Source organism: Paucilactobacillus kaifaensis, from assembly GCF_005405145.1.
Classification (GTDB): Bacteria; Bacillota; Bacilli; order Lactobacillales; family Lactobacillaceae; genus Paucilactobacillus; species Paucilactobacillus kaifaensis.
The window spans coordinates 13,645-37,348 of sequence record NZ_BJDM01000017.1 but is presented as its reverse complement, the minus strand read 5'-3'; the positions used below and the strand labels follow the sequence as shown (position 1 = coordinate 37,348).

Annotated in this window: 21 protein-coding genes; 19 read left to right on the top strand and 2 right to left on the bottom strand. The window is 37.4% G+C overall.

What is annotated here, in order from left to right; genetic code table 11:
• Positions 1-185 precede the first annotated feature (185 nt).
• The 9 genes from FFM51_RS07180 to FFM51_RS07140 all read left to right on the top strand — a co-directional run bounded on the left by FFM51_RS07180 (position 186) and on the right by FFM51_RS07140 (position 10,476).
• Positions 186-467: a UPF0223 family protein gene (locus FFM51_RS07180; protein WP_137597955.1), complete on the top strand. Its 282-nt coding sequence runs from the start codon at positions 186-188 to the stop codon at positions 465-467.
• A 7-nt stretch (positions 468-474) separates the two neighbouring features.
• Positions 475-1,242 carry an inositol monophosphatase family protein gene (locus FFM51_RS07175; RefSeq protein ID WP_137597954.1) on the top strand — a complete coding sequence of 256 codons (768 nt, stop codon included), beginning with the start codon at positions 475-477 and terminating at the stop codon, positions 1,240-1,242.
• 101 nt (positions 1,243-1,343) lie between these two features.
• Positions 1,344-3,188, top strand: a complete 1,845-nt coding sequence (gene typA / locus FFM51_RS07170; RefSeq protein WP_137597953.1) for a translational GTPase TypA — start codon at positions 1,344-1,346, stop codon at positions 3,186-3,188.
• Positions 3,189-3,369: 181 nt separating this feature from the next.
• On the top strand, positions 3,370-4,530 hold the full coding sequence (locus FFM51_RS07165) for an FtsW/RodA/SpoVE family cell cycle protein (RefSeq protein WP_137597952.1): 1,161 nt from the start codon (positions 3,370-3,372) through the stop codon (positions 4,528-4,530).
• A 23-nt stretch (positions 4,531-4,553) separates the two neighbouring features.
• Entirely contained in the window at positions 4,554-7,976 is a 3,423-nt protein-coding gene (locus tag FFM51_RS07160; protein ID WP_137597951.1) for a pyruvate carboxylase, read from the top strand.
• 119 nt (positions 7,977-8,095) lie between these two features.
• Positions 8,096-8,383, top strand: a complete 288-nt coding sequence (locus FFM51_RS07155; protein ID WP_137597950.1) for a YlbG family protein — start codon at positions 8,096-8,098, stop codon at positions 8,381-8,383.
• A complete protein-coding gene (gene rsmD, locus FFM51_RS07150) occupies positions 8,384-8,947 on the top strand; it encodes a 16S rRNA (guanine(966)-N(2))-methyltransferase RsmD (RefSeq protein WP_137597949.1) in 564 nt (187 codons plus the stop codon).
• Between the two features lies 1 nt (position 8,948).
• Positions 8,949-9,431 (top strand): pantetheine-phosphate adenylyltransferase, encoded by a 483-nt coding sequence (gene coaD / locus FFM51_RS07145; protein ID WP_137597948.1) that lies wholly within the window; start codon positions 8,949-8,951, stop codon positions 9,429-9,431.
• A 34-nt stretch (positions 9,432-9,465) separates the two neighbouring features.
• Positions 9,466-10,476, top strand: coding sequence for a SepM family pheromone-processing serine protease (locus FFM51_RS07140; RefSeq protein ID WP_223875911.1), 1,011 nt, complete (start codon positions 9,466-9,468; stop codon positions 10,474-10,476).
• A gap of 113 nt (positions 10,477-10,589) precedes the next feature.
• On the opposite strand, the gene FFM51_RS07135 is transcribed toward FFM51_RS07140, so the two are convergent.
• Entirely contained in the window at positions 10,590-11,321 is a 732-nt protein-coding gene (locus tag FFM51_RS07135; RefSeq protein WP_137597947.1) for a C39 family peptidase, read from the bottom strand.
• A 260-nt stretch (positions 11,322-11,581) separates the two neighbouring features.
• On the opposite strand from FFM51_RS07135, the gene FFM51_RS07130 reads away from it, so the two are divergent.
• From FFM51_RS07130 to holA, 4 genes are read left to right on the top strand one after another with little or no spacing between them, the layout of a single operon-like run.
• Positions 11,582-12,214, top strand: a complete 633-nt coding sequence (locus FFM51_RS07130; protein ID WP_137597946.1) for a helix-hairpin-helix domain-containing protein — start codon at positions 11,582-11,584, stop codon at positions 12,212-12,214.
• Positions 12,215-12,263: 49 nt separating this feature from the next.
• Positions 12,264-12,737 carry a ComE operon protein 2 gene (locus FFM51_RS07125; protein ID WP_137597945.1) on the top strand — a complete coding sequence of 158 codons (474 nt, stop codon included), beginning with the start codon at positions 12,264-12,266 and terminating at the stop codon, positions 12,735-12,737.
• A gap of 24 nt (positions 12,738-12,761) precedes the next feature.
• Positions 12,762-15,035 (top strand): DNA internalization-related competence protein ComEC/Rec2, encoded by a 2,274-nt coding sequence (locus FFM51_RS07120; RefSeq protein WP_137597944.1) that lies wholly within the window; start codon positions 12,762-12,764, stop codon positions 15,033-15,035.
• Complete coding sequence (holA, locus tag FFM51_RS07115) at positions 15,017-16,042, top strand: DNA polymerase III subunit delta (protein ID WP_137597943.1); 1,026 nt, start codon at positions 15,017-15,019, stop codon at positions 16,040-16,042. Before FFM51_RS07120 ends, holA begins: the two co-directional genes overlap by 19 nt.
• A 79-nt stretch (positions 16,043-16,121) precedes the next feature.
• Here the strand turns inward: holA and rpsT are convergent, their stop codons facing one another.
• Positions 16,122-16,376, bottom strand: coding sequence for a 30S ribosomal protein S20 (rpsT, locus tag FFM51_RS07110; protein ID WP_137597942.1), 255 nt, complete (start codon positions 16,374-16,376; stop codon positions 16,122-16,124).
• A 299-nt stretch (positions 16,377-16,675) separates the two neighbouring features.
• On the opposite strand from rpsT, the gene rpsO reads away from it, so the two are divergent.
• The 6 genes from rpsO to tig all read left to right on the top strand — a co-directional run bounded on the left by rpsO (position 16,676) and on the right by tig (position 23,674).
• The gene (rpsO, locus tag FFM51_RS07105; protein ID WP_137597941.1) at positions 16,676-16,945 is read left to right on the top strand and encodes a 30S ribosomal protein S15; all 270 of its coding nucleotides are present in this window, start codon (positions 16,676-16,678) and stop codon (positions 16,943-16,945) included.
• A 172-nt stretch (positions 16,946-17,117) separates the two neighbouring features.
• Positions 17,118-17,993: a 4-hydroxy-tetrahydrodipicolinate synthase gene (gene dapA / locus FFM51_RS07100; RefSeq protein ID WP_137597940.1), complete on the top strand. Its 876-nt coding sequence runs from the start codon at positions 17,118-17,120 to the stop codon at positions 17,991-17,993.
• 19 nt (positions 17,994-18,012) lie between these two features.
• Complete coding sequence (locus tag FFM51_RS07095; protein ID WP_137597939.1) at positions 18,013-19,731, top strand: ribonuclease J; 1,719 nt, start codon at positions 18,013-18,015, stop codon at positions 19,729-19,731.
• Positions 19,732-19,823: 92 nt separating this feature from the next.
• Positions 19,824-20,765, top strand: coding sequence for a hypothetical protein (locus tag FFM51_RS07090; RefSeq protein WP_137597938.1), 942 nt, complete (start codon positions 19,824-19,826; stop codon positions 20,763-20,765).
• 212 nt (positions 20,766-20,977) lie between these two features.
• Complete coding sequence (gene tuf, locus FFM51_RS07085) at positions 20,978-22,168, top strand: elongation factor Tu (RefSeq protein WP_137597937.1); 1,191 nt, start codon at positions 20,978-20,980, stop codon at positions 22,166-22,168.
• A gap of 177 nt (positions 22,169-22,345) precedes the next feature.
• A complete protein-coding gene (gene tig / locus FFM51_RS07080) occupies positions 22,346-23,674 on the top strand; it encodes a trigger factor (protein ID WP_137597936.1) in 1,329 nt (442 codons plus the stop codon).
• Positions 23,675-23,704 lie beyond the last annotated feature (30 nt).

The following is a 23,704-nucleotide window of genomic DNA, read 5'->3' as shown; positions in this document are numbered from 1 at the left end:
AAAACACCTCCGAATAAATTTTACTTTTTTCGAACGTGCTTTTATATGTTTGTATCAAATTATAACTTCAGTTCCGTAAGAGCGGCTTTTTTTGTGTTGAGTTGTTTTATGGTTTGAGTTAATGTTTGATTTACAGTAACATAGGTTTGTGAGAGATCTAAATTTGAATATGTAGGGGTATATAAATGGATAAAAATTATAGTTATCCTATTAATGATGCTTGGAGTCAAACAGAGTTGATTACGGTAATAAAAATGTTCCAATTAGTCGAAGATGCTTATGAAACAGGAGCTAAACGAGCAGCTATTTTAGATCAATATCATGAATTTAAAAAAATTGTAAATTCAAAGGCAGAAGAAAAACAGTTAGGCCGAGAATTTAAATCTAATTCAGGCTATGAGTTATATGAAGTCATTAAGGCAGCTCAAACTAGCGATCGGCAGACAATAAAATTGGCAGAGGAGTAACTAAGTAATGGACGATTTGAATCATATTGATCAAGAAATTCAAAAGTTAATGTGGCAAATGCGAACAGAAACACTATCAAAAATGAAACAACCGTTTAATGTCGATGAAAAGTCAGGTCGTAAGGATTTAGTTACCACAGTCGACAAAAGCAATGAAAAAACTATTGTGACAAAATTACGTGAACTTGATCCAGATGCTCAAATTCTGGGTGAAGAAGGCTTCGGCGATCAGATTGATAAAGCGACAGGACGCATATGGCTGATTGATCCGATTGATGGTACTATGAATTTTGTGATGCAACAAAACAATTTTGCTATTATGATTTCATTGTATGAAAATGGAGTGGGGGTTCTTGGGTATATCATGGATGTGATGAATCAAAAATTATATCATGGTGGACCAAATGGAGTATTTGTTAATGATGAACCACTCATTGCACCTGCTAATTTACACTTACGAGATGCTTTAGTTGGTATTAGTGGACCGTTATTAATTAATGATGATCACAATATGCAAACAATTGCGCGACAAAGTAGGGGCCCGCGAATGTATGGTAGCGCTGGAATTGAGTTTGCTAAGGTATTAACGGGAGAATTGATTGGTTACATTTCATATTTACGACCATGGGACTTTGCAGCAGGAAAGATTTTAGCAGAAGCTTTGAATCTACGTGTTAAAACTATTGACGGTGGGTCACTTAGTATGCTATCATCTAACGTTGTATTAGTAGCGACAGAACGTGCAAGTGAAGAAATAATTGGACTTGCAAATTAATTTGGTTGACTGTGACCGCTTGTCACAGTTTTTTTATGCCAATAACCTGCCAATTGTGATACTGAGAAACAAAGTTTTTATTTTGAAGGGAAGAAACTATTTTGAAATTACGAGATGATATTCGCAACATTGCCATTATTGCCCATGTTGACCACGGTAAGACAACGTTGGTTAATGAAATGCTAAAGCAATCCGATACTTTGGATGAACACACCCAAATTGAAGATCGGGCCTTAGATTCTAATGCAATCGAACGTGAACGAGGCATTACTATCTTGTCAAAGAATACTGCTGTTCGTTATGGTGATAAGCAAATTAATATTTTGGATACGCCAGGACATGCGGACTTTGGTGGTGAAGTGGAACGAATCATGCGTCTAGTTGACGGTGTATTATTAGTTGTGGATGCATTTGAAGGTACAATGCCACAAACTCGTTTTGTGCTTAAAAAAGCTTTAGATCAACATCTAACACCAATTGTTGTGATTAACAAAGTGGACCGTCCAGGTGCTCGTCCAGAAGAAGTTGTTGATGAAGTGTTGGATCTATTTATTGAGCTAGGTGCTGATGAAGATCAATTGGATTTCCCAGTTGTGTATGCATCTGCGATGAATGGAACTTCAAGTTATGATTCTGATTTAGATTCTCAGGAACATACGATGAAACCTATTTTTGATACGATTGTTGAAAAAATTCCAGCACCAATTGATAACTCAGACGAACCATTGCAATTTCAAGTAGCAATGTTAGATTATAATGACTTTGTTGGCCGTGTTGGAATTGGCCGTGTCTTTCGTGGAAAGATCAAAGTGGGTGACAATGTTACGGTAATGAAACTTGATGGCTCTAAGCAAAATTTCCGAGTGACAAAATTATTTGGTTTCTTCGGTTTAAAGAGATTGGAAATTGATGAAGCCCAAGCTGGAGATTTGTGTGCCATTTCTGGAATGGAAGATATTAATGTTGGTGAGACAGTAGCTGCTTCAAGTACTCCTGAAGCATTGCCAATCTTACGAATTGACGAACCTACTTTGCAAATGACTTTCAGAACAAATGACTCACCATTTGCGGGTCAGGATGGCAAGTTTGTTACTTCTCGTCAATTAGAAGATCGACTCAAATCAGAGCTGCATACAGATGTTTCATTACGGGTTGATGACACTGACATGCCTGGGGCATGGGTTGTTTCGGGCCGTGGCGAGTTGCATCTATCTATTTTGGTAGAAACACTGCGTCGTGAGGGATATGAACTTCAAGTTTCAAGACCAGAAGTTATCTATCGTGATGTTGATGGGGTTAGAAGCGAACCATTTGAAGAAGTTCAAATTGATACACCAGAAGAATATACTGGTAGTGTGATTGACAGTTTATCGCAACGAAAAGGCGAAATGCAGAATATGGAATCAACTGACAACGGTCAGACACGATTGACATTTTTGGCACCTTCTCGTGGTTTAATTGGCTATTCAACAGAATTTATGTCAATGACTCGTGGATACGGAATTATGAATCATACGTTTGCCAAGTATGCTCCAGTGATTAAAAACTGGCATCCTGGTCGTCAAAAGGGAACACTGGTATCAATTAACTCAGGTAAGGCAACTACTTACGCAATGATGAGTGCTGAAAGTCGTGGAACAATGTTAATTGACCCCGGTACTGATGTCTATGAAGGTATGATCATTGGCGAAAACAGTCGTGAAAATGATATTGCGGTTAATATCACTAAGGGTAAGAACTTAACTAACGTTCGTTCGTCTGGTTCTGATGATATGGCCCGTATTAAAACTCCAACTCATTTCTCACTTGAAGAGTCATTAGAATTCTTAAATGATGATGAGTATTGTGAAGTGACACCAAACAATGTTCGTTTACGTAAGCAAATCTTGGACACAGGTACTCGTGAAAAAGAAGCTAAAAAACGTAAAATCAACGCTAAAAAGTAATTCATAAAAATTAGAGCTATTTAATAATTCTAGCAAAGAATTGTTAAATAGTTTTTTTGTGTATATATTTACAAATCAATCGTCGAACTACAAATGTAATGTGATATAATTGTTTCAATTAATTTTTATCTCTAATGATATTTTAATCAGAAATGAGTGAGTGTTAAGTGAGTGGAGCACGATGTTAAGTAAAAAGTTTCGATTTTTAGATTATTATTTAGTGATTCCATATTTGTTACTTTGTTTAATTGGGATTGTAATGGTTTATTCTTCAAGCGCAGATATTGCTAGTCAAAATGGTGGTTCACCAACTGCCTATTTAATTAAGCAGTCCCTGTATGTGGTAATGGGATTAGTCGTCGTTTGGTTTATAACCGCCATGAATATCAAGATACTGCAGAGTCCACGTTTTTTAATTTTATTTGCAGCAGTTTTATTAGGAGCATTGCTGTTTGTTAAATTATTTGGACAGGCTGTCAATGGTGCTCAAGGATGGATTAATCTTGGTGTAATTAATATTCAACCGGCAGAGGTGTGCAAGATTTTTTTAATCTTGTACCTCGGGCGAATGTTGTCACAACATGAAAATAAAATTTCAACAGATTTTTTTAGTTCTGTTGGGGGACCTCTTTTACTATCAATTATATTTGTTGTCCTGATTTTAATTCAGCCTGATCTTGGTGGTGCAGTGATTAATGGAGCCATCATCATGATCATGATGTTAGCTAGTGGTATTTCATGGAAAAAGGGAGTTATCGCTATCTTTACAATCATTTTCGGGTTTGTCTTAGTGGTTTTACCGTTGTTAAGTCGCGTGGCACAAAGCGGCGCAATTCATAGTTACCAGCTACAACGAATTGTAGCATTCGTTAATCCATTTGGTACCGCTCAAGGTGCGGGGAGTCAACTAGTTAATTCATATTATGCACTTAGTAACGGCGGGGTGTTTGGTGTTGGCCTAGGAAATAGTATTCAAAAAATGGGTTATCTGCCAGAGCCAAATACGGACTTTATCATGGCGGTTATTGGTGAAGAATTAGGGCTGATTACAGTGGTTTTGATTATGTGCTTGTTAACAATTATTGTGGCGCGAATAATCTGGTTAGGGGTTCGGTCAGCTGATGCATACTCATCGTTGGTTTGTTATGGGGTTGCTACTTTTATTACAATTCAAACATTGTTCAATGTTGGGGGCGTGACAGGACTATTACCAATTACTGGCGTTACATTTCCCTTTGTTAGCTATGGTGGCTCTAGTATGTTGGTGTTGTGTACTGCGTTAGGATGTGTGCTCAATATTAGCGCGCGTCAAGCCAGGTCACGTTTAATTGCGGCAGTTTAAAATTTGGACGGAGGATTTTTATAATGCAAAGGGTTATGGTAGCTAATCGGGGCGAAATTGCAACACGAATATTTCGAGCAATCCACGAATTAAAAATGACGGCAATTGCGATTTATGCTAAAGAAGATGAATATTCGGAACATCGTTTTAAGGCAGATGAAGCATATTTAGTTGGTGCTGGAAAGCAACCAATTGCCGCTTACTTAGATATTGAAGATATTATTCGAGTAGCTAAAGAACATAATGTTGACGCAATCCATCCTGGTTATGGATTCTTATCTGAAAATGCCCAATTTGCTAAGCGTTGTGGTGAAGAGGGAATCACGTTCATTGGTCCTAAAGTAGAACATTTAGAAATGTTTGGTGACAAGATTGCTGCTAAGCGTGCGGCTAAAGAAGCTAATGTACCAACAATACCAGGAACACAGCAACCAGTTGAAACAATTGAAGCTGCGAAACAAAATGCGCAAGAGATCGGGTATCCAATTTTTGTTAAGGCGGCAATGGGCGGCGGCGGTCGTGGAATGCGGATTGTTAAACATGAAGCTGATTTAGTTGAGGCATACACACGGGCACAAAGTGAGGCTAGTCAATCATTTGGTGATAGTGAAATTTATTTAGAGAAGTATTTGGCAAGCCCAAAACATATTGAAGTTCAAATTTTAGCTGATCAAAATGGTAATGTAATGCATTTATTTGAACGGGACTGTTCTGTTCAGCGTCGTAATCAAAAAGTAATTGAAATTGCTCCGGCAGTTGCTTTGCCGGTGGAACTTCGCCAGCAGATTTGTGCTGCAGCAGTGCGTTTTATGGAACATGTGCACTATGTAAATGCGGCCACGGTTGAGTTCTTAGTCGAAGGTAATCAATTTTATTTTATTGAAGTTAATCCTCGTGTTCAGGTTGAACATACAATTACAGAGATGATTACTGGTTTTGATATTGTCCAAGCGCAAATTTTAATTGCTCAAGGGTATGATTTACATCAAGAAATCGATTTACCTACTCAAGAAGAATTAAGTTATCACGGTGCCGCCATCCAAGCCCGGGTGACTACTGAGGACCCAGCTAATAATTTTATGCCGGACACAGGGGAAATTTCCACATACATTTCACCAGGTGGTAATGGAGTCCGCTTAGATGGTGGTAATGCATTCACGGGATCTGTTATAACGCCTTATTTTGATTCACTACTTGTAAAGGCCATTGTCGTTGCAGATACTTTTTCAGAAGCTTGCGACAAAATGGAACGTGTTTTGAATGAGTTTACTATTCGTGGCGTTAAAACAAATTTAGAGTTTATGAAAAATGTAATCAAACATCCGGTTTTTGCAGCGGGAGAAGCAACTACAACATTTATCGATCAAACGCCAGAACTATTTAAGTTCAGGCACAATGCAGATCGACGCAGCCGACTGCTGAATTATATTGCCAATACTACTATTAATGGCTTTCCAGGGGTTAGTCGTGAAAAGAAGTTTTATCCTGAATTTAAATATGCTGAAGAGTTTGATCCACTAAGTAATTCACTTGTCACGGCTAAGGATGTTTTAGAACAACAAGGACCTGATGGAGTTGTAAATTGGTTGAAGCAGCAACAACCAGTGCTATTGACTGACACTACTATGCGTGATGCACATCAAAGTTTGTTTGCAACTCGTATGCGCACAAAGGATATGACGTTGATTGCACCTAAGTTGCAGCGCGCATTACCAGAATTATTTTCATATGAAATGTGGGGTGGCGCGACTTTTGATGTTGCTTATCGCTTCTTGGCAGAAGATCCGTGGGTTAGGTTACGTGAGTTACGAAAATTAATGCCACGGACACTAACACAAATGTTATTTCGTGGTTCTAATGCTGTTGGATATCAAAACTATCCAGATAATGTGTTAAAAGAATTTATTGATCACTCAGCCATCACTGGAATGGATGTCTTTCGTATATTTGATAGTCTTAACTGGGTGGAACAAATGGAAAAAAGTATTCAGTATGTTCGGGATAATAATAAAATTGCCGAAGCAACAATGTGTTATACCGGGGACATTTTGGATCCGGACAAGACCAAATATAATTTAAAGTACTATACAGATTTAGCCAAAGAATTAAAGGCTGCTGGTGCGCATATTATTGCAATTAAGGATATGGCTGGATTATTAAAACCCGAAGCAGCATACCGTTTGATTGCAACGTTAAAAGATACAGTTGATTTACCAATTCATTTGCATACACATGATACAACTGGAAATGGAGTGTATACTTACGCTCAGGCTGCTAAGGCCGGTGTTGACATTGTTGATGTTGCCTCTAGTTCAATGTCGGGAACTACATCTCAGCCAAGTATGGGAAGCTTGTATTATGCACTTCAAAATACTGATCGTCAGCCAAGTGTTAACATTAAAAACGTTGAGGCGGTAGATCGATACTGGAAGTCGGTGCGCCCATATTATCAACAATTTTCGAATAAAATGGCAGGCCCACAGACTGATATTTATCAAACTGAGATGCCAGGTGGTCAGTATTCTAATTTACAACAACAGGCTAACGCGCTTCGATTAGGGGATCAATTTGAAGCGGTTAAGAAAATGTATCGTCAGGTTAACTTGATGTTCGGTGATATTATCAAAGTTACACCGTCATCTAAAGTAGTTGGTGATATGGCGTTATTCATGGTACAACACGAATTAACACCGCAAGATATCGAGGAACACGGTGATCAACTAGATTTTCCTGATTCGGTGATTGATTTCTTCATGGGAGATTTAGGCCAACCAACTGGTGGCTTTCCAAAGAAATTGCAACAAATTATTCTCAAAGGGAAACAACCACTAACTGTAAGGCCTGGTAGTTTGGCCAAATCAGTTGACTTTACTGCAGTTGAACAGGAGTTAACAGAAAAGTTAGGACATCAGGCAACTCAAGATGAAGTAATTAGTTATGTACTGTATCCAAAGGTATTTATGGACTATACGGCTATGCAAGTTCAGTATGGACCAGTGACATTACTTGATACTCCAACCTTTTTCCAAGGGATGCGTTTAGGAGAGCGAGTTGATATTGAATTGTCTAGTGGTAACTCGATGATTGTTTCGTTAAACGAAATTGGTGAACCTGATGAAGACGGTCAACGTACTTTATACTTTGATATCAATGGACATGCGCGAGAAATACGAATTTCAGATTTAAGTGTGCATAAAACGGTGTCGAAAAAACGTAAAGCTGAGCCAAGTAAGACTGGCGAAATTGGTGCAACAATGAGTGGATCTGTTTTGAAGGTTATTGTTAATAAAGGCGATCAGGTTACCAAAGGCGATCCAATTGTAGTTACTGAAGCAATGAAAATGGAAACAACAATTCAAGCTCCAATCGATGGGACCGTTGCAAAGATCTATGTTGAAGCTGGTGATGTAATTGATAATAACGATTTATTAATTGAAATTAATTAGGTTGCATCTTATAAATTGAAAATGGTCGTGGGGTTTGTGTCCGCGATCATTTTTTATGAGCAGTAATAATAAAAGTTTGGTACAATGAGTTGAAACTAAATGACAAAAGAGATGATAAATTGGCATTTGAGATAAAACCACGGCAAGCATTGATTGTGTACGTGAATAATTTACGATCAATTCGGCAGTTACGGCGGTTTGGAATTGTTGAGTATGTATCTAAGAAAATGCGATATGTCGTGTTATATACTGACCAAGAAGATATCAAGAAAACTCACCAAAACGTGGGCCAATTAAAGTTTGTTAAAAAAGTATTATATTCTAATTGGCCATTAGTGGATCCAAATATGTCAGATCTAAAAGCAGCTGGAATATATAATCAAGAAATTGATAAGGATGATCGATAGATGCGTGTCGTAGCAGGAGAATTTCGCGGTCGTAAGTTAAAAGCAGTACCAGGAAGTGGCACTCGGCCGACAACGGACAAAGTTAAGGAAGCCTTATTTAATATTATTGGACCTTATTTTGATGGAGGCATGAGTTTAGATTTATATGCTGGTAGTGGTGGCTTAAGTATTGAGGCAGTCTCACGTGGCATTAAAAGGGCTGTTTTGATTGACCATCATTATCAAGCGATTAAAACCATTCGTGATAATGTGACAGTAACTAAAAGTGAGAATCAGTTTGAGATTTATAAACAAGAAGCGCAGAAAGCATTAAATCTGTTGGCAAAGCGTCAAGTTCAATTTACTTTAGTATTTCTTGATCCGCCTTACGCACAACAAAAAATTGTAACTGATTTAGAAACGTTGCGAACTTTAAATTTATTAGCTGATCAAGCACTGATTGTAGCAGAGACAGACAAAAATGCTAAATTACCGCAACAAATACCTGGTTTTGAATTTGTGAGACAGCAAGATTATGGCATTACAGTGTTAACAATTTATCGTTTTTTGAAGGGAAATGAATGAAATGAAAGTGGCAGTTTTTCCAGGCAGTTTTGACCCGTTAACGCGAGGTCATTTAGATTTAATTAAACGGGGCAGTCAGTTATTTGATCAGTTGGCAGTAGCTGTAATGATCAATGTCGGCAAGCAACCGGTATTTACAGTGGATGAGCGTGTTGCACAAATTAAAACAGCAGTATCCCCGTATGATAATGTTTCGGTGATCACGGCTAACGAATTAACTGTTAATTTAATGAATCGTGTGGGCGCAGATTATCTGTTACGCGGATTACGCAATACTAATGATTTTCAATATGAACGTGATATTGCAGCAATGAATCAACATTTAGACAACCAAATTGAAACTTTATTTATGTTAGCTGATCCTAAGTATCAGCACCTATCAAGTAGTTTAATTAAAGAGGTTGCTAAGTTTGGCGGGGATGTATCTGAGTACTTACCAGGGGAAATTGCTGAACAGTTAACAGAAAAATTACGGAGAAATTAGTTTGAAAGTACATTTAAATAAACATTTTAAAAAAATTGCGGTAATTATTGTTGGTGTGTTAGTAGTTTTGATTATGTTATTTTGGCCATTAAATAGTTATATTGAAAGTCCTGGAGAAGCTGATAATCTAAAAACGTATGTGCACATTAAGAATCATCGTGACAAAAATAAAGGCAGCTATATGATTACATCAGTTTATTTGCAACGAGCACGGCCAGTGACTTACTTATGGGCCTTAGCAAATCCACATGCAACAATTGAAAGCCCAAGCTCTGTTACTGGTGGTCAAAGCGATCAAACGTATGATAAAGTTCAGGACTTTTACATGCAAAGTGCTATTAATGAATCAATTGCAACTGCTTATAAAGCTGCTGGTGAACAAGTAACTAAGAAATATCTAGGAATCTATGTGTTGCAGGTGCAATCAAATTCCAAGTTCAAGGATGATATTAAAGTCGGAGATACAATTACTAAAGTTAATGGTCGCCATTTTAATACGGCACAAGGATATCAGAAGTATTTAGGTAAACAAAAGGTGGGCACAAAGGTTACTGTTACCTATTTACACAATGGAAAACAGTATCATAGTACCCATTCGTTGGTGAAACTTAGTACTAAAAAAACTGGGATCGGTATTATTTTGACTGATAATGTTAAGGTACATACGAAAATACCAGTAAAGGTTACCCCAGGTCAATTAGGGGGGCCTTCAGGTGGTTTGATGTTTAGTTTGCAAATTTATGATCAACTAACGCAAGCAAACTTACGACAAGGTAGAAAAATTGCTGGAACTGGCACGATTAATCCTGATGGAAGTGTTGGTGAAATTGGTGGGATTGATAAGAAAGTGATTGCAGCTAAAAAGGCGGGTGCAACAGTCTTTTTGGCACCATATGTTAAGCCTACTAAGACACTTTTAAAATATGAAGAGCAACACAAAACTAATTATCAGTTAGCTAAAGCAACGGCTAAAAAATATGCTCCTAAAATGAAGGTTGTTCCAGTTAAAACATTCAACGATGCTGTAAAGTATCTAAAACAATAAGAAAATTAAAACAGGGACTGTAGCATTTCAATGCTACAGTCCCTATTTTAAATATTAATCAATTATTAGTAACTATTAGTTAGCAGGAAGTTTTGTAAACTAACCTTAGGCTGTTATTTATTATGATTAATGTAAATTGCTTGTTTTCCCATCTGATTATATGCTGCAACAAATTTATTCCAAGCGACAGCTTGGTTTTTTGTACCATAAGGATTATTGATATAGACAATTTTTCGTGTTTTATCGTAACCGGTGATGACAACACTATGTTGCGAAAAAGTAACTTTAACTTTACCTTGTGGAGTTTGCCATGTTTTCATGTTATTTACTTTGCTAAACGATGCAGTAGTGATAATCCAGACTGGATGTCCCGACGATACTTTTTCTATAACTTTTTGAAAATTACTTCCACTAATATCCTCTACACTGCTTGTATATTTTTTTGTTAGTTTGGCCATGGGTTTGTGATAGACTCCCAATCCCTTTGAAGAACCATCAACAGAACCAACAAACCCGACATTAGGGTTTCCGTGTTTCCCGTTGCTGTAGTTTAATGGGACAGTTTTAATAGCTTTGGCCAGGTCATTTTTACTGACATCATGACCATAGTATTGTAACAGCATTGCCATTGAAGTTACTTCACATCCATTATAGAGCTGAGGAGAATCCATCTGATCAAGGAGCGGGACATCAAGTTGAACTTTTTTCTTAACTGGTTCTTTTTTTGAGCGTTTGATTATTTGTAATTCTTTATTTATTGTATTTTGTCCTAATAAGCTGTTAACAGCAATTAAGCCAATTAGCGCAATCAATATCCAAATTAACAATATACGGGCTTTATGCATAATCTAATTCCTTTATAACTAGTTTTTAATATTATACCAAAAAAAAGATTCTATGATTTCTGTATTAGTGAGACAATTTAATAAAGGTAATTAACTGTACTTTGTTTTGCGTTTTTTAGCCGTACTTACCTTGGTTGTTGGAACTTGGAAGCTATTATTAATTACCAATGGTTTCTCAAATCTTTTTTAAGATATTTTATTTTTACTTTTTAGTGATTCAATCCATTTTAATCCGTATGTTTTAATTAGGAGGTAATAAAATGGAATGGCTTAAGTTAATATGGGAGGACTATCGTAAATATTGTTTGATTGCGATTTGTGGATTGGTATGTATTATTGGGTTTGCTGTTAAAAATGGGGGAGCATCAGCTCCTGGTCGAACACAGATGCAAGATAATAATTTTGGGACTCGGCAATCTCCAAAAAATAAGATGACTGCAGCTAGTACATCAAAAATGATTTATGTTGATGTCAAGGGAGCGGTTAATCGACCAGGGGTTTATGCACTTAAATCAGGGCTTCGGATTCAAGATGCCTTAACTAAGGCAGGAGGAACAACAAGTGAAGCAGATATTAACCATGTCAATATGGCACAACAAGTTAACGATCAACAAGTAGTTTATGTTCCGGTCAAAGGTGAGGTAACAACACCAATCGGTAGTGACACTGCTGAATCAGGAGATTCCGATAATGCTACAGGCCCAATTGTAAATTTGAATACAGCTACTAAGGAACAATTGCTGCAAATAACAGGTGTCGGGGACAAAAAGGCCGATTTAATTTTACAGTATCGACAAGAACACGGTCAATTTAAATCGGTAGAAGATCTAAAAGAAGTCAATGGGTTTGGGGATCGGTCAGTTGCAAATATTAAGGATCAATTATCAGTTTAGATTTGCTGGATGTTTGCTATACTAGGAGTGGAAAAGAGGGTGACGACTAATGGATAAAAGAATTGATTGGGATCAGTATTTTATGATTCAGGCTGTTTTATTGGCTTCACGTAGCACTTGCAAACGATTGTCAGTTGGAGCCACCATTGTCAGAGATAAGCGTATTATTGCTGGTGGTTATAATGGTTCTGTCTCAGGAGATGAACATTGTATTGATTCCGATTGTTATTTAGTGGAAGGGCATTGTGTCCGGACAATTCATGCGGAAATGAACGCCATTTTACAGTGTGCTAAGTTTGGCGTTTCAACCGATGGAGCCAGCGTTTATGTGACAGATTTTCCATGCTTGCAGTGTACAAAAATGTTGTTACAGGCAGGAATTACACAAATCAATTACTTACGTAATTATCATAACGATGAGTATGCAATGAAATTACTTAAATTAAAGCAAATTGAACCCAAACACATCAAATTAGATCAAAATATTTTACAAGAAACAAGGCTAGATCAATATCTAGCCTAGGATTAGCCTGTTAAACGGTTTTATATTTTTCCTGCCTTAGCTGCAGCAATTGTTTCTGGTATTATTTTAGGGCATCAGTCATTATTATTTATTGCTTTATTATGGTTATTTGGAAGACTTATTACGCTTAAACGTCCAATAGTTTTATGGTGCACAGTAGTAGTGTTGGTAGGATTTAGTTTTATCTGCTGGCATTTTCAAGCAAACATAAAACAAGTAAGTGCGAATAGACAGCAGTCAATAAACACAACCCTGCAGGTGTATCCCGATCAACTTAAAATAAATGGTGATCAATACCAGCTTATTGGTAAGGATCTAGCAACAGGTCAGCAGGTACAAGTCTATGGTTATATAAAAACCAGGCAAGAACAGAGACACTTATCACAATTACAACTTTGTAGTACTTGGAAAATTAAAGGCAAAATTGAACCAATTTCGATTGCAACTAATGTTAACCAGTTTAATGCCCGCCAGTTTGCATGGTCACGGCACATATATAATCAAATCACAATAGACCGCATTCAAAACATATCTGTGCTGAATGAATCGAGTAGCCAAGTTCTCATCAATTGGTGCCATGAAATCCGTAGTTCATTAATTCATTATTTTGGAACCATGCCACCAATGTTGAGGCTGTACTGTAATAGTTTGATCATCGGTAACTCTGATGCTGAATTTTCAACTGTCATGGTTGGTGTGAAACAATTGGGTTTGATTCATTTATTTTGCATCTCGGGAATGCATGTTGTTTTATTTGTTGAAGTGTTAAAAAAGCTTTTAATTTATTGTCGACTAAATAAAGAAACCATTAATTGGATTCTGATAATTACTTTGCCGGCTTATCTGATTATTGGTGGTGGATCAGCTAGTTTAATTAGGGCAACCTTGATGACAGAGTTGGCGCTTATTGGTCAAATTAATTTTTTAAAATTACAACGTTTGGATATCTGGAGTTTAAGTTTGTTAGGTGGATTGATGTATCAACCATTGGTATTGCTAACACTAGGTGGCCAACTTAGTTATTTGTTAGCATTGATGCTCCAGTTTTTACCACACAACGGTAATCAGTTGGTTAATGCAGTATTACTGAATTTAATTGGTTTACCATCAATTCTAAACTATATTTTTGAGTGGCATTGTCTAAGTTTGTTCACAAGTTACTTAATGATTCCATTTTTTTCAACTATTATTTTTCCTACCATTCTGATTAGTAGTTTGGTATATCGCTGGCTGCCAATTAGCGGTCAACTTGTTAACCAAGGATTGGAGATGTTTCAAGCCTTGATTGATTTTGTTAGTCGGTTACCAGGGATGATCCATTTTGGACGACCAGATGTGCTTGGTGCTTGGCTACTATTTTGTTTGACCCTATTTGTGTTTTTACAACCACAAAGTAACAAGCGATGGTTGGTTTTAATTGGTAGCTATTGTATGATATTTGTATTAATTCATTTTCCATTGGACGGAGAAGTAACTTTTTTTGATATTGGTCAAGGGGATAGTTTTTTAATTCGAGAGCCATTTAATCGACGGGTGACGTTGATTGATACAGGTGGACAGTTACAGTTCCCCAAACCTAAATGGGCACAACAAACAGTGACAAGTGATCGAGCAATGAAAACTAGTGTCAACTATTTAAAAAGTCGGGGTATTAGCCAGGTTAATACACTCAATCTTAGTCACCAAGACGCAGATCACATTGGGTTTAGCTCAGCAATACTCATGAATATGAGGGTAAAACAAATTACGTTTCCAAAGGGAATGGAACAGCAAACAAACTTCAAGAGAAAAGTTTTACCATTGGCGCTGAAACAACATACACGCCTGGTTCCAGTTACTAATGAGACCAGTGTGCCAGACTTGCCTTTACAAATTATGCATCCATTTAAGGCTGGACATGGGGCTAACGAAGACTCAGTTGTTTTGGCTGGTAAATTTGCAGGAATAACTTTTTTGTTTATGGGCGACCTGGATCGAGCAGGCGAACGAGCAATTATTAGTAAATATCCTGACTTAAGTGTGGATGTTTTAAAACTTGGTCATCACGGAAGTAAGACTGCTTCTGATCCGGCGTTTATTCGTCAGGTAAAACCACAATTGGCAATTATATCTGCAGGCCGCATGAATAGATATGGTCATCCAAATCAAGAAACATTAACAACCTTAAAAAAAGAACAAATACGGTCAATGTCAACCCAACAGTTTGGCATGATTAGTTATCAATATGATTTATTCAAGCACTATCATTTCGTAACAAAATTGAAAGGGAGTGAACTCACATGGATGTTGCAGCACTAAAGCAGCAATTAAAACAGAATAAATTGGCTAACGTTTATTTGATTTTAGGAACGCAGGGGATTTTACGACAACAGGCTAAGAATTTATTTAGTCAGCTAATCCCAGAAGACCAGCAAGTAATGAATGTTGGTAGTTATGACATGGAAGTGACCCCACTAGCGGTGGCGTTGGATGATACTGTGTCCGCTCCTTTTTTTGGTGAACGAAGACTAGTGATGATTACCAAACCATATTTCTTAACTGGTGAACAAGATAAGCATAAGATTGATCACGATGTTGACGGATTGTTAGATTATTTAAGTCATCCACAGCCAGACACTATTTTGGTTTTGTTTGCACCTTATGAAAAACTTGATGGGCGGAAAAGGGTTGTTAAGCAGTTGAAAAAAGTGGCTACTGAAATTAGTGCTGCACCCTTGAGTGAGCAACAAGCCCGTCAAAGTATTCTTAAACAGGTTAAAAATGATGGGTATCAGTTTGAAAATGGTGCGTTAGACGAATTGGTGCAAAGAACTAACGCGGATTATGAATTGATGGAAGGTTCAGTTCATAAGCTAGAATTATTTGGCTTTCAAGACAAAATGATTACACAAGCCGGAGTAGTGGGTTTAGTACCACAATCATTAGATCAAAATGTATTTGATTTAGTTAATGCAGTATTATCACACGACCAAAAATTAGCAGTGCAACACTATCAGGATTTAATTGGTAGTGCAGAACAACCACTCAAGATTAATGCAGTCTTAGTTGGTCAGTTTAGACTATTAATTCAGGTTAAGGTCCTTAGTGAACGTGGATTAAGTCAAGGAAGTTTGGCAGGAACATTGAAGGTCCATCCGTATCGAGTAAAATTAGCAATGCAGACCGTCCGCTCATTTCCATTATCAGTGCTAGAGCAAGCATATTTAGGCTTAGTGAAAGTGGAACAGCAACTAAAGACGACTCAACGAGAGCCCCAATTATTGTTTGAATTATTTATGTTGCGCTACGGAAAAATTGCAGGTTAGTTAACTTTTCAATGGTGGTTTAAAACAAAAAGCCGTGAAGCAATTTTGCTTCACGGCTTTTTAAGATATAATTTAGTAATTACTTAGCATATCGTGCTGATAAACGTGACTTGTCACGTGCAGCCTTATTAGCTTTGATCAAACCTTTTGAGTGGGCACGATCAATGGCAGAAATAGCATCCTTGAACAATGCGTCTAAGTTATCTGCACCGGCAGTTTTAGCTGCTTCAAATTTTTTGATAGTTGTACGCATTGTGCTCATTTGAGCTGCATTTCGTACTTGTGCCTTTTCGTTAACTCGAACACGTTCGATCGCTGATTTAATAATTGGCATAGTTTCACCTCCGCTTATGATGATCATATCTGACCTGAAATTTTCAACATCTGCCATTATACAAAAATAGTGGGCTAAATGCAACCAGTTAAAAGTGTTAGGTTAGGCTGTAGTACTTTAAAAAAATAATTAATACAGATGAGCAATGGTCCTTCTTGCAATTTAATAGTGATTCGTGTATCGTATACAAAGGCTGATGATAGTGTTTGTTGGCTAGCAACCTCTTCTCAGTTTAACGATCCTCACCGACGTTTTACTTAGAACTAGGTTATTAAAAATTTTGAAAGGTGGGAATACCAATGGCTATTTCACAAGAACGTAAAAATGAAATTATCAAAGAGTACGCACGTCACGATGGTGACACTGGTTCGACTGAAGTTCAAGTTGCTGTCTTGACAGCTGATATTAACGAATTAAACGAACATTTGCGTGTTCACAAAAAAGATTTTCATTCACAACGTGGTTTAATGAAAAAAATTGGTCATCGTCGTAATTTATTAGCATATTTGCGTAAAACAAATCTGCAAAGTTACCGTGAACTAATCCAAAAGTTAGGCTTACGTCGTTAATCTTTATGAGTTGTGGCAAATTACATTTGTCGCAACTTTTTTTTACATAAATATAACAAACTAATTTAATGAAAATAGGACGCACATAATTCGCACAGTGGCTGTTTTGTGGTAAGATAAGTGCAATGTCTAATCGGAATAATGCTAATTAAATAAAGGAGTAATAATTACTATGACATTTGATAATGCAGATTTGATGACTGCTATCGTAACACCATTTGATGATCAGGCTGATCACATTGATTTTGACCGGCTGGAGAACTTAATCGATTATTTAATTGAAACTGGTTCGAAAGGATTTGTTGTTGGTGGTACAACTGGTGAAACGCCAACTTTAACACATGATGAAAAAATCGAGTTATATACTAAAAGTGCTCAGATTATCAATGGCCGTGTGCCTTTAATTGTAGGTACTGGATCGAATAATACCAAAGAAACCGCTGAATTAACTAAAGAAGTTGGGGGCATTGATGGAATTGATGCTGCTTTAGTAGTTGTTCCTTATTATAATAAGCCTAATCAAAAAGGGATGATTGCACACTTTGAAGCGGTTGCTAACCAAAGCACATTGCCAATTATTATGTATAATATTCCTGGCCGGACAGGGGTAACAATGGCTGTTGATACGGTGGTTACGTTGAGTCACGTTGACAAAATTATTGGAGTTAAGCAGTGCACAGACATCGATGATTTAGGTCAGTTGGTTAAATTGACGGCGGACGGATTTTTAGTTTATTCCGGTGAAGATAATTTAGCATTAGCAACTAAAGAAATCGGCGGTGCTGGTGTTATCTCAGTTGCCAGTCATGTTTATGGCAATGAAATGAGTGAGATGTATGCCGCAGTCGATCGTGGCGACGTGCAAGCAGCTGCAACATTGCAACGTGACCTGACGCCTAAAATGAAAGCATTATTCATGTACCCCTCACCAGCACCAGTAAAGGCTGCGCTTAATCATCAAGGCCATTTAGTGGGTGGTAGCAGGTTACCGATTGTTGCGCTAGATAATGCAGAACAAACAAAGTTGTTTAAAATTTTAGAAATATAGAAAGATTCAAGGTGACATAATGAGTAGTAATATAAATATCATTCCATTTGGCGGAGTTCGTGAAAATGGAAAAAATATGTATGCAGTCGAAGTTGATGAACAAATATTTATTTTAGACTGTGGATTAAAATATCCAGAAAATGAATTGCTTGGAATTGATGTTGTTATTCCAGACTGGAGCTATTTGCGCGAACATGCTGATCGGGTTGTTGGGGTCTTTTTAACTCATGGCCATGCTGACGCAATTGGTGCTTTACCTTATTTTTTAGATGAGTTTAAAGTGCCAGTTTTTGGTTCTGAAATGACAATTTCACTAGCAAAGTTAAACGTTGAAGCTAACGATAAGGTTAGCAAGTTTGATGACTTTCATGTTGTGGATTCAGAAACTGAAATTGATTTTGGTAATGTTACGGTTTCGTTTTTTAAGACAACTCACTCTATCCCGGAGACACTTGGAATTGTTTTAAAAACACAAGAAGGAAATATTGTTTATACTGGTGATTTCAAATTTGACCAAACAGCAACAGACGGTTACAAAACCGATTTAGCACGATTAGCAGAGGTTGGAAGTCAAGGTGTCCTGGCATTATTAAGTGATTCAGCGGGTGCCGAAAATACTGGTCAAAGTGAGCGTGAAAAAGATATTGGTGCTTATATCTTAGAGACATTTAAGTATACTAATGGACGGATTGTAGTGGCTAGTGTTGCTTCAAATATTTTGCGAATTCAACAAATTTTTGATGCGGCAGCGACAGTAGAACGAAAAGTGGTCTTGTCTGGCCATGACTTAGAAAAGATTGTCAAAACTGCACTTTCACTTGGAAAACTACACTTACCGGATGAGGATTTATTGATTGACTTCAAAGCTGCTAAGGAATTAAATCCAGAGCAAGTTGTAATTTTGGAAACTGGCAAAATGGGTGAACCGATTAAATCGTTGCAACGGATGGCTACTGGTGAAGATAAAGATGTTCAATTAAACGAGTCTGACTTGGCTTTCATTACTACGACACCATCTCATGCTATGGAAACCGCTGTGCAAAAAACGCGTGACATGATTTATCGATCTGGTGCACAGGTTAAGGCTATTTCTGATGATCTTCAACCATCTGGTCATGCCAGTCAAAATGACCTGCAGTTGATGCTTAACTTTATGAGACCACAGTATTTTATTCCGGTTCAAGGAGAGTATCGACTACTAAATACACATGCAAAACTAGCCAAAGAAGTCGGAATTGCGGCTGACCATATTTTCATTACTTCCAAGGGAGATGTAGTGAATTACGATGGTGAAATAATGCATTTAGGTCAAAAAGTTGAAGTCGGAGATACCATGATTGATGGAACTGGAATTGGTGACATTGGTAATATTGTCTTGCGTGATCGCCGTGTGTTGGCGGAAGATGGTATTTTTGTAGTAGTTGTCACTATTGATCGTCGCAAGAAAAAGATTGTGGCCCAACCTAAGATAACTTCGCGCGGTTTCGTATTTGTTAAAACGAACCGAGAATTGATGAGTCAAAGTGCTAAATTGGTGGAAGAGACAGTCCAAGATAATTTAGATAATAAAGAATTTGATTGGGGCCACCTAAAACAAGATGTGCGAGATAAACTAAATCGATTCTTGTTTGAACAAACTAAGCGCCATCCGGTTATTTTACCTGTAATTATGGAAGTTAATCAGCATGCACGTAAAATGAATAAGAAAAAGAAACAAGAGCAAGATCAGGAAAACTAAATTAATTGTGATTTAAGAGTATAGCAAATGACATGCGAATTATGACCATGTTAGGGGTTATGCTCTTATTTAGTAATTAGTAGGGAGGTATAATGATGAACAGCGATTTAACAACTGACCAAATAAAACAATTGGCTAAGGCTAAAAAATTATTACAAAATGAAAGTTGGAGCTCGGCTAGCATGATTCTTGAACGGCTTTATCAAGAGAGTGAAAATATTGAAATTGGCCAATTATTGGTTGAGGCTTTATATATGGATAAACAGTATAAGCTGGCACAACAGTATGCTAGTGAACATCAAACTAGCTATTTGGCCACAGAATCGTTATATAGATTGATGATTTCACTGTTGCTGCATAATCATCAATTCATTATTGCCCGCCAATTTGCATTGTTGAGTCAAAAATCACAGTGGCAGATGGTAGCACAGGCTGAAATTGAGGACCAAGAAAAAAACGATTTAGAAAAAATGGGTGCAACGATTAAAACGATTACTCGCCAATTTTATCATCTTGGTGATGAGAATTTTATAGAACAAAAGCGGCGCTTCGAACTGGCCTACCAGTTACCATTAAATCAATATGTGATGGGCGCAAAATTCTTATTACGAGATCCATTTACTAATCCGCTGATTCGATCAAGTATCTTACAAGTTTTGCAGCGACTAGGGTTTAATGAAACTGTCAAATTGTATTGGCTGGATCAGCAGGAGCATGAAATTGACTGTTCAAAATTGATGCCAGTAAGTGAAATTAAACAAGTAGTAAGTGTTTCGGCTCAATTTGAACATCAGTTAGGTCAAAGTGATCCCATTACGCTTCAAATGTTAGAACAAGAATTTCAATTACAAATGGCATTTTGCTATCCATTAATTGATCATGTAGTTACTGACGCAAAATTATGGGCGCAAGTTGCAATTGATAAAACGGCAGGTAAAACGATTGTTGAGAACAAAACAACCAACGAAATATTAAAGTGGCAGGCGCATTTAGCTGCCCTAAATGAAGAATTACTGCAAAATATTGAAAATTAACCTAATAAAAATTTATTTTTTTGCGCCTGATGAGTAATAAATGTTTACAAATCAAGGCACACTATATATAATAGTTTAGGATTCTTCTTGAAACAGCCTTTGCTGGGCTTTGAATTATCAAGGGGAAGTAGTATAATCTATTTTAAAGGTGTGTCAGCCTGCTGCCTAGTGGCTGACATTATTCTTGTAAAAATAACAGGAGGGTTTCATTAATGGCAGAAAAAGAACATTATGAACGTACAAAACCCCATGTAAACATTGGTACAATTGGCCACGTTGACCATGGGAAAACAACTTTAACAGCTGCAATTACAAAGGTATTAGCAGCTAAAGGTTTGGCAAAGGCTGAAGATTATGCAGATATCGATGCTGCGCCAGAAGAAAAAGAACGTGGTATTACTATCAACACAGCCCACGTTGAATACGAAACAGAAAAGCGTCACTATGCTCATATTGATGCCCCAGGACATGCTGATTACGTTAAGAACATGATCACTGGTGCCGCTCAAATGGATGGTGCAATCTTAGTGGTTGCTGCAACTGATGGCCCAATGCCACAAACTCGTGAACATATCTTACTTGCTCGCCAAGTTGGTGTTGATTACATCGTAGTCTTCTTAAACAAGACTGACTTAGTTGACGATGATGAATTAGTTGACTTAGTTGAAATGGAAGTTCGTGAATTACTTTCAGAATACGATTTTCCTGGTGATGATATTCCTGTTATTCGTGGCTCAGCACTTAAAGCGCTGGAAGGCGACGAAGAACAAGAAAAAGTTATCCTTCACTTGATGGATGTTGTTGATGATTACATTCCAACTCCAAAGCGGGATACAGACAAGCCATTCTTGATGCCTGTTGAAGATGTATTTACGATCACTGGTCGTGGTACTGTTGCTTCAGGACGTATCGATCGTGGACAAGTTAAAGTTGGTGACGAAGTTGAAATCGTTGGTTTGAAAGACGAACCTTCAAAGACAACTGTTACTGGACTTGAAATGTTCCGTAAGACATTGGATCTTGGTGAAGCTGGGGATAACGTTGGTGCTTTGCTTCGTGGTATTAACCGTGAACAAATCGAACGTGGCCAAGTTTTGGCTCAACCAGGTTCAATCCAAACTCACAAGAAGTTTAAGGGTGAAGTTTATATCTTAACAAAAGAAGAAGGTGGACGTCATACTCCATTCTTCTCAAACTATCGTCCCCAATTCTACTTCCATACTACTGACGTTACTGGTGTGATTGAATTGCCAGAAGGCGTTGAAATGGTTATGCCTGGTGACAACGTTACATTTACAGTTGAATTAATCAACCCTGTTGCTATTGAAAAGGGTCTTAAGTTCACTGTTCGTGAAGGTGGTCATACAGTTGGTGCCGGTGTGGTATCAGAAATTGATGACTAATTTATAAAACTTTAGTCCGATAAAAAGGCTTGGTAAGTTATTCTTGCCAGCCTTTTTTTCATACATACAAAAAGTTTAACGTGAGCAGATGTTTACAATTTGAGTCGCTTACGTTAAACTAGTTAGGTATGCAAAAGCAAGCATTTAATAATTTAGTACTGTTATGGAGGAAATAAAATGTCAGCAAAATGGGAACGCGATGGCGATACCAACAAAGGGACATTAACATTCGATATTGATGTCGACACAATTAAGAAAGGAATTGACCAAGCCTTCGCTAAGACAAAGAAGACTTTGACTGTTCCAGGCTTTCGTAAGGGCAGAATTCCACGCCAAATTTTTAATCAAATGTATGGTGAAGAAGCACTTTATCAGGATGCACTAAATATTGTCCTGCCAGAGGCTTATGAAGCTGCAATTAAAGAAGCTGGTATCGATCCAGTTGATCAACCTCAATTAGATGTTGACAGTATGGAAAAAGATCAGCCTTGGGTATTGAAGGCTGTTGTTACGGTAAAACCTGATGTTAAGTTAGGTGAATATAAAGGTTTAACTGTACCAAAGCAAAGTACTCGGGTATTAGTTAAAGATGTTGATGCAGAACTTGAAAAGAAACGTCAGCAACAAGCTGAATTAGTTCTCAAAGAAGATAAGGCTGCTGCTAAAGGTGATACTGTCGTGATTGACTACGAAGGTTCAGTTGATGGCGAGAAGTTTGATGGTGGTAGTGCCGATAATTATTCTCTTGAATTAGGTTCAAATTCATTTATTCCAGGTTTTGAGGATCAATTGATTGGTCATAAAGCAGACGAAAATGTCGATGTTAAGGTTACTTTCCCGGAAGATTACCAAGCAAAAGATTTGCAAGGCAAAGAAGCAATCTTTAAGGTTACAATTCATGAAGTTAAAGAGCAACAACTTCCTAAGTTAGATGATGAATTCGCTAAGGATGTTGATGAAGATGTTGATTCTTTAGAAGAGTTAAAGACTAAGACTAAGGAACAACTTAAGGAACAAAAGGAAACAGCTGCTCACGATGCAATCGAAGAGGCTGCAATTGCACAGGCTGTTGATAATTCAGAGATCAAAGAAATCCCACAAGCAATGTTGGATGACGATACTAATCGTCAAATGCAACAATATTTGGCTAATATGCAACAACAAGGGATTAATCCAGAGATGTATTTCCAGATTACTGGGACAAAACAAGAAGACTTGCAAAAACAATTTGCTGAAGATGCAGAGCGTCGTGTTAAGACTAACTTAGTTTTGGAAGCAATTGTGGAAGCTGAAAATATTAAACCATCCCAAGAAGAAATTGATGCAGAAATTAAAGACTTAGCACAACAGTATGGAATGGAAGAAGACGCTGTTTCAAAGGCTTTAACTCCTGATATGCTCGCGCATGATATTGCTGTTAAAAAGGCTGTTGACTTGGTAACAGATTCTGCTAAACAAGAAAAAGCTGCTGCTAAAAAGAGTGCCAAAGAAACAGACAAGGATTAGTATTTAAGTAAGTGCAGTCAAAAAATGTCC

Bases quoted from the DNA above. Each gene is read 5' to 3' on its own strand.
- FFM51_RS07180 (WP_137597955.1), top strand. From the start codon at position 186: ATGGATAAAAATTATAGTTATCCTATTAATGATGCTTGGAGTCAAACA.
- FFM51_RS07175 (WP_137597954.1), top strand. From the start codon at position 475: ATGGACGATTTGAATCATATTGATCAAGAAATTCAAAAGTTAATGTGG.
- FFM51_RS07165 (WP_137597952.1), top strand. From the start codon at position 3,370: ATGTTAAGTAAAAAGTTTCGATTTTTAGATTATTATTTAGTGATTCCA.
- FFM51_RS07160 (WP_137597951.1), top strand. From the start codon at position 4,554: ATGCAAAGGGTTATGGTAGCTAATCGGGGCGAAATTGCAACACGAATA.
- rsmD (WP_137597949.1), top strand. From the start codon at position 8,384: ATGCGTGTCGTAGCAGGAGAATTTCGCGGTCGTAAGTTAAAAGCAGTA.
- coaD (WP_137597948.1), top strand. From the start codon at position 8,949: ATGAAAGTGGCAGTTTTTCCAGGCAGTTTTGACCCGTTAACGCGAGGT.
- FFM51_RS07135 (WP_137597947.1), bottom strand. From the start codon at position 11,321: ATGCATAAAGCCCGTATATTGTTAATTTGGATATTGATTGCGCTAATT.
- FFM51_RS07130 (WP_137597946.1), top strand. From the start codon at position 11,582: ATGGAATGGCTTAAGTTAATATGGGAGGACTATCGTAAATATTGTTTG.
- FFM51_RS07125 (WP_137597945.1), top strand. From the start codon at position 12,264: ATGGATAAAAGAATTGATTGGGATCAGTATTTTATGATTCAGGCTGTT.
- holA (WP_137597943.1), top strand. From the start codon at position 15,017: ATGGATGTTGCAGCACTAAAGCAGCAATTAAAACAGAATAAATTGGCT.
- rpsT (WP_137597942.1), bottom strand. From the start codon at position 16,376: ATGCCAATTATTAAATCAGCGATCGAACGTGTTCGAGTTAACGAAAAG.
- rpsO (WP_137597941.1), top strand. From the start codon at position 16,676: ATGGCTATTTCACAAGAACGTAAAAATGAAATTATCAAAGAGTACGCA.
- dapA (WP_137597940.1), top strand. From the start codon at position 17,118: ATGACATTTGATAATGCAGATTTGATGACTGCTATCGTAACACCATTT.
- FFM51_RS07095 (WP_137597939.1), top strand. From the start codon at position 18,013: ATGAGTAGTAATATAAATATCATTCCATTTGGCGGAGTTCGTGAAAAT.
- FFM51_RS07090 (WP_137597938.1), top strand. From the start codon at position 19,824: ATGATGAACAGCGATTTAACAACTGACCAAATAAAACAATTGGCTAAG.
- tuf (WP_137597937.1), top strand. From the start codon at position 20,978: ATGGCAGAAAAAGAACATTATGAACGTACAAAACCCCATGTAAACATT.
- tig (WP_137597936.1), top strand. From the start codon at position 22,346: ATGTCAGCAAAATGGGAACGCGATGGCGATACCAACAAAGGGACATTA.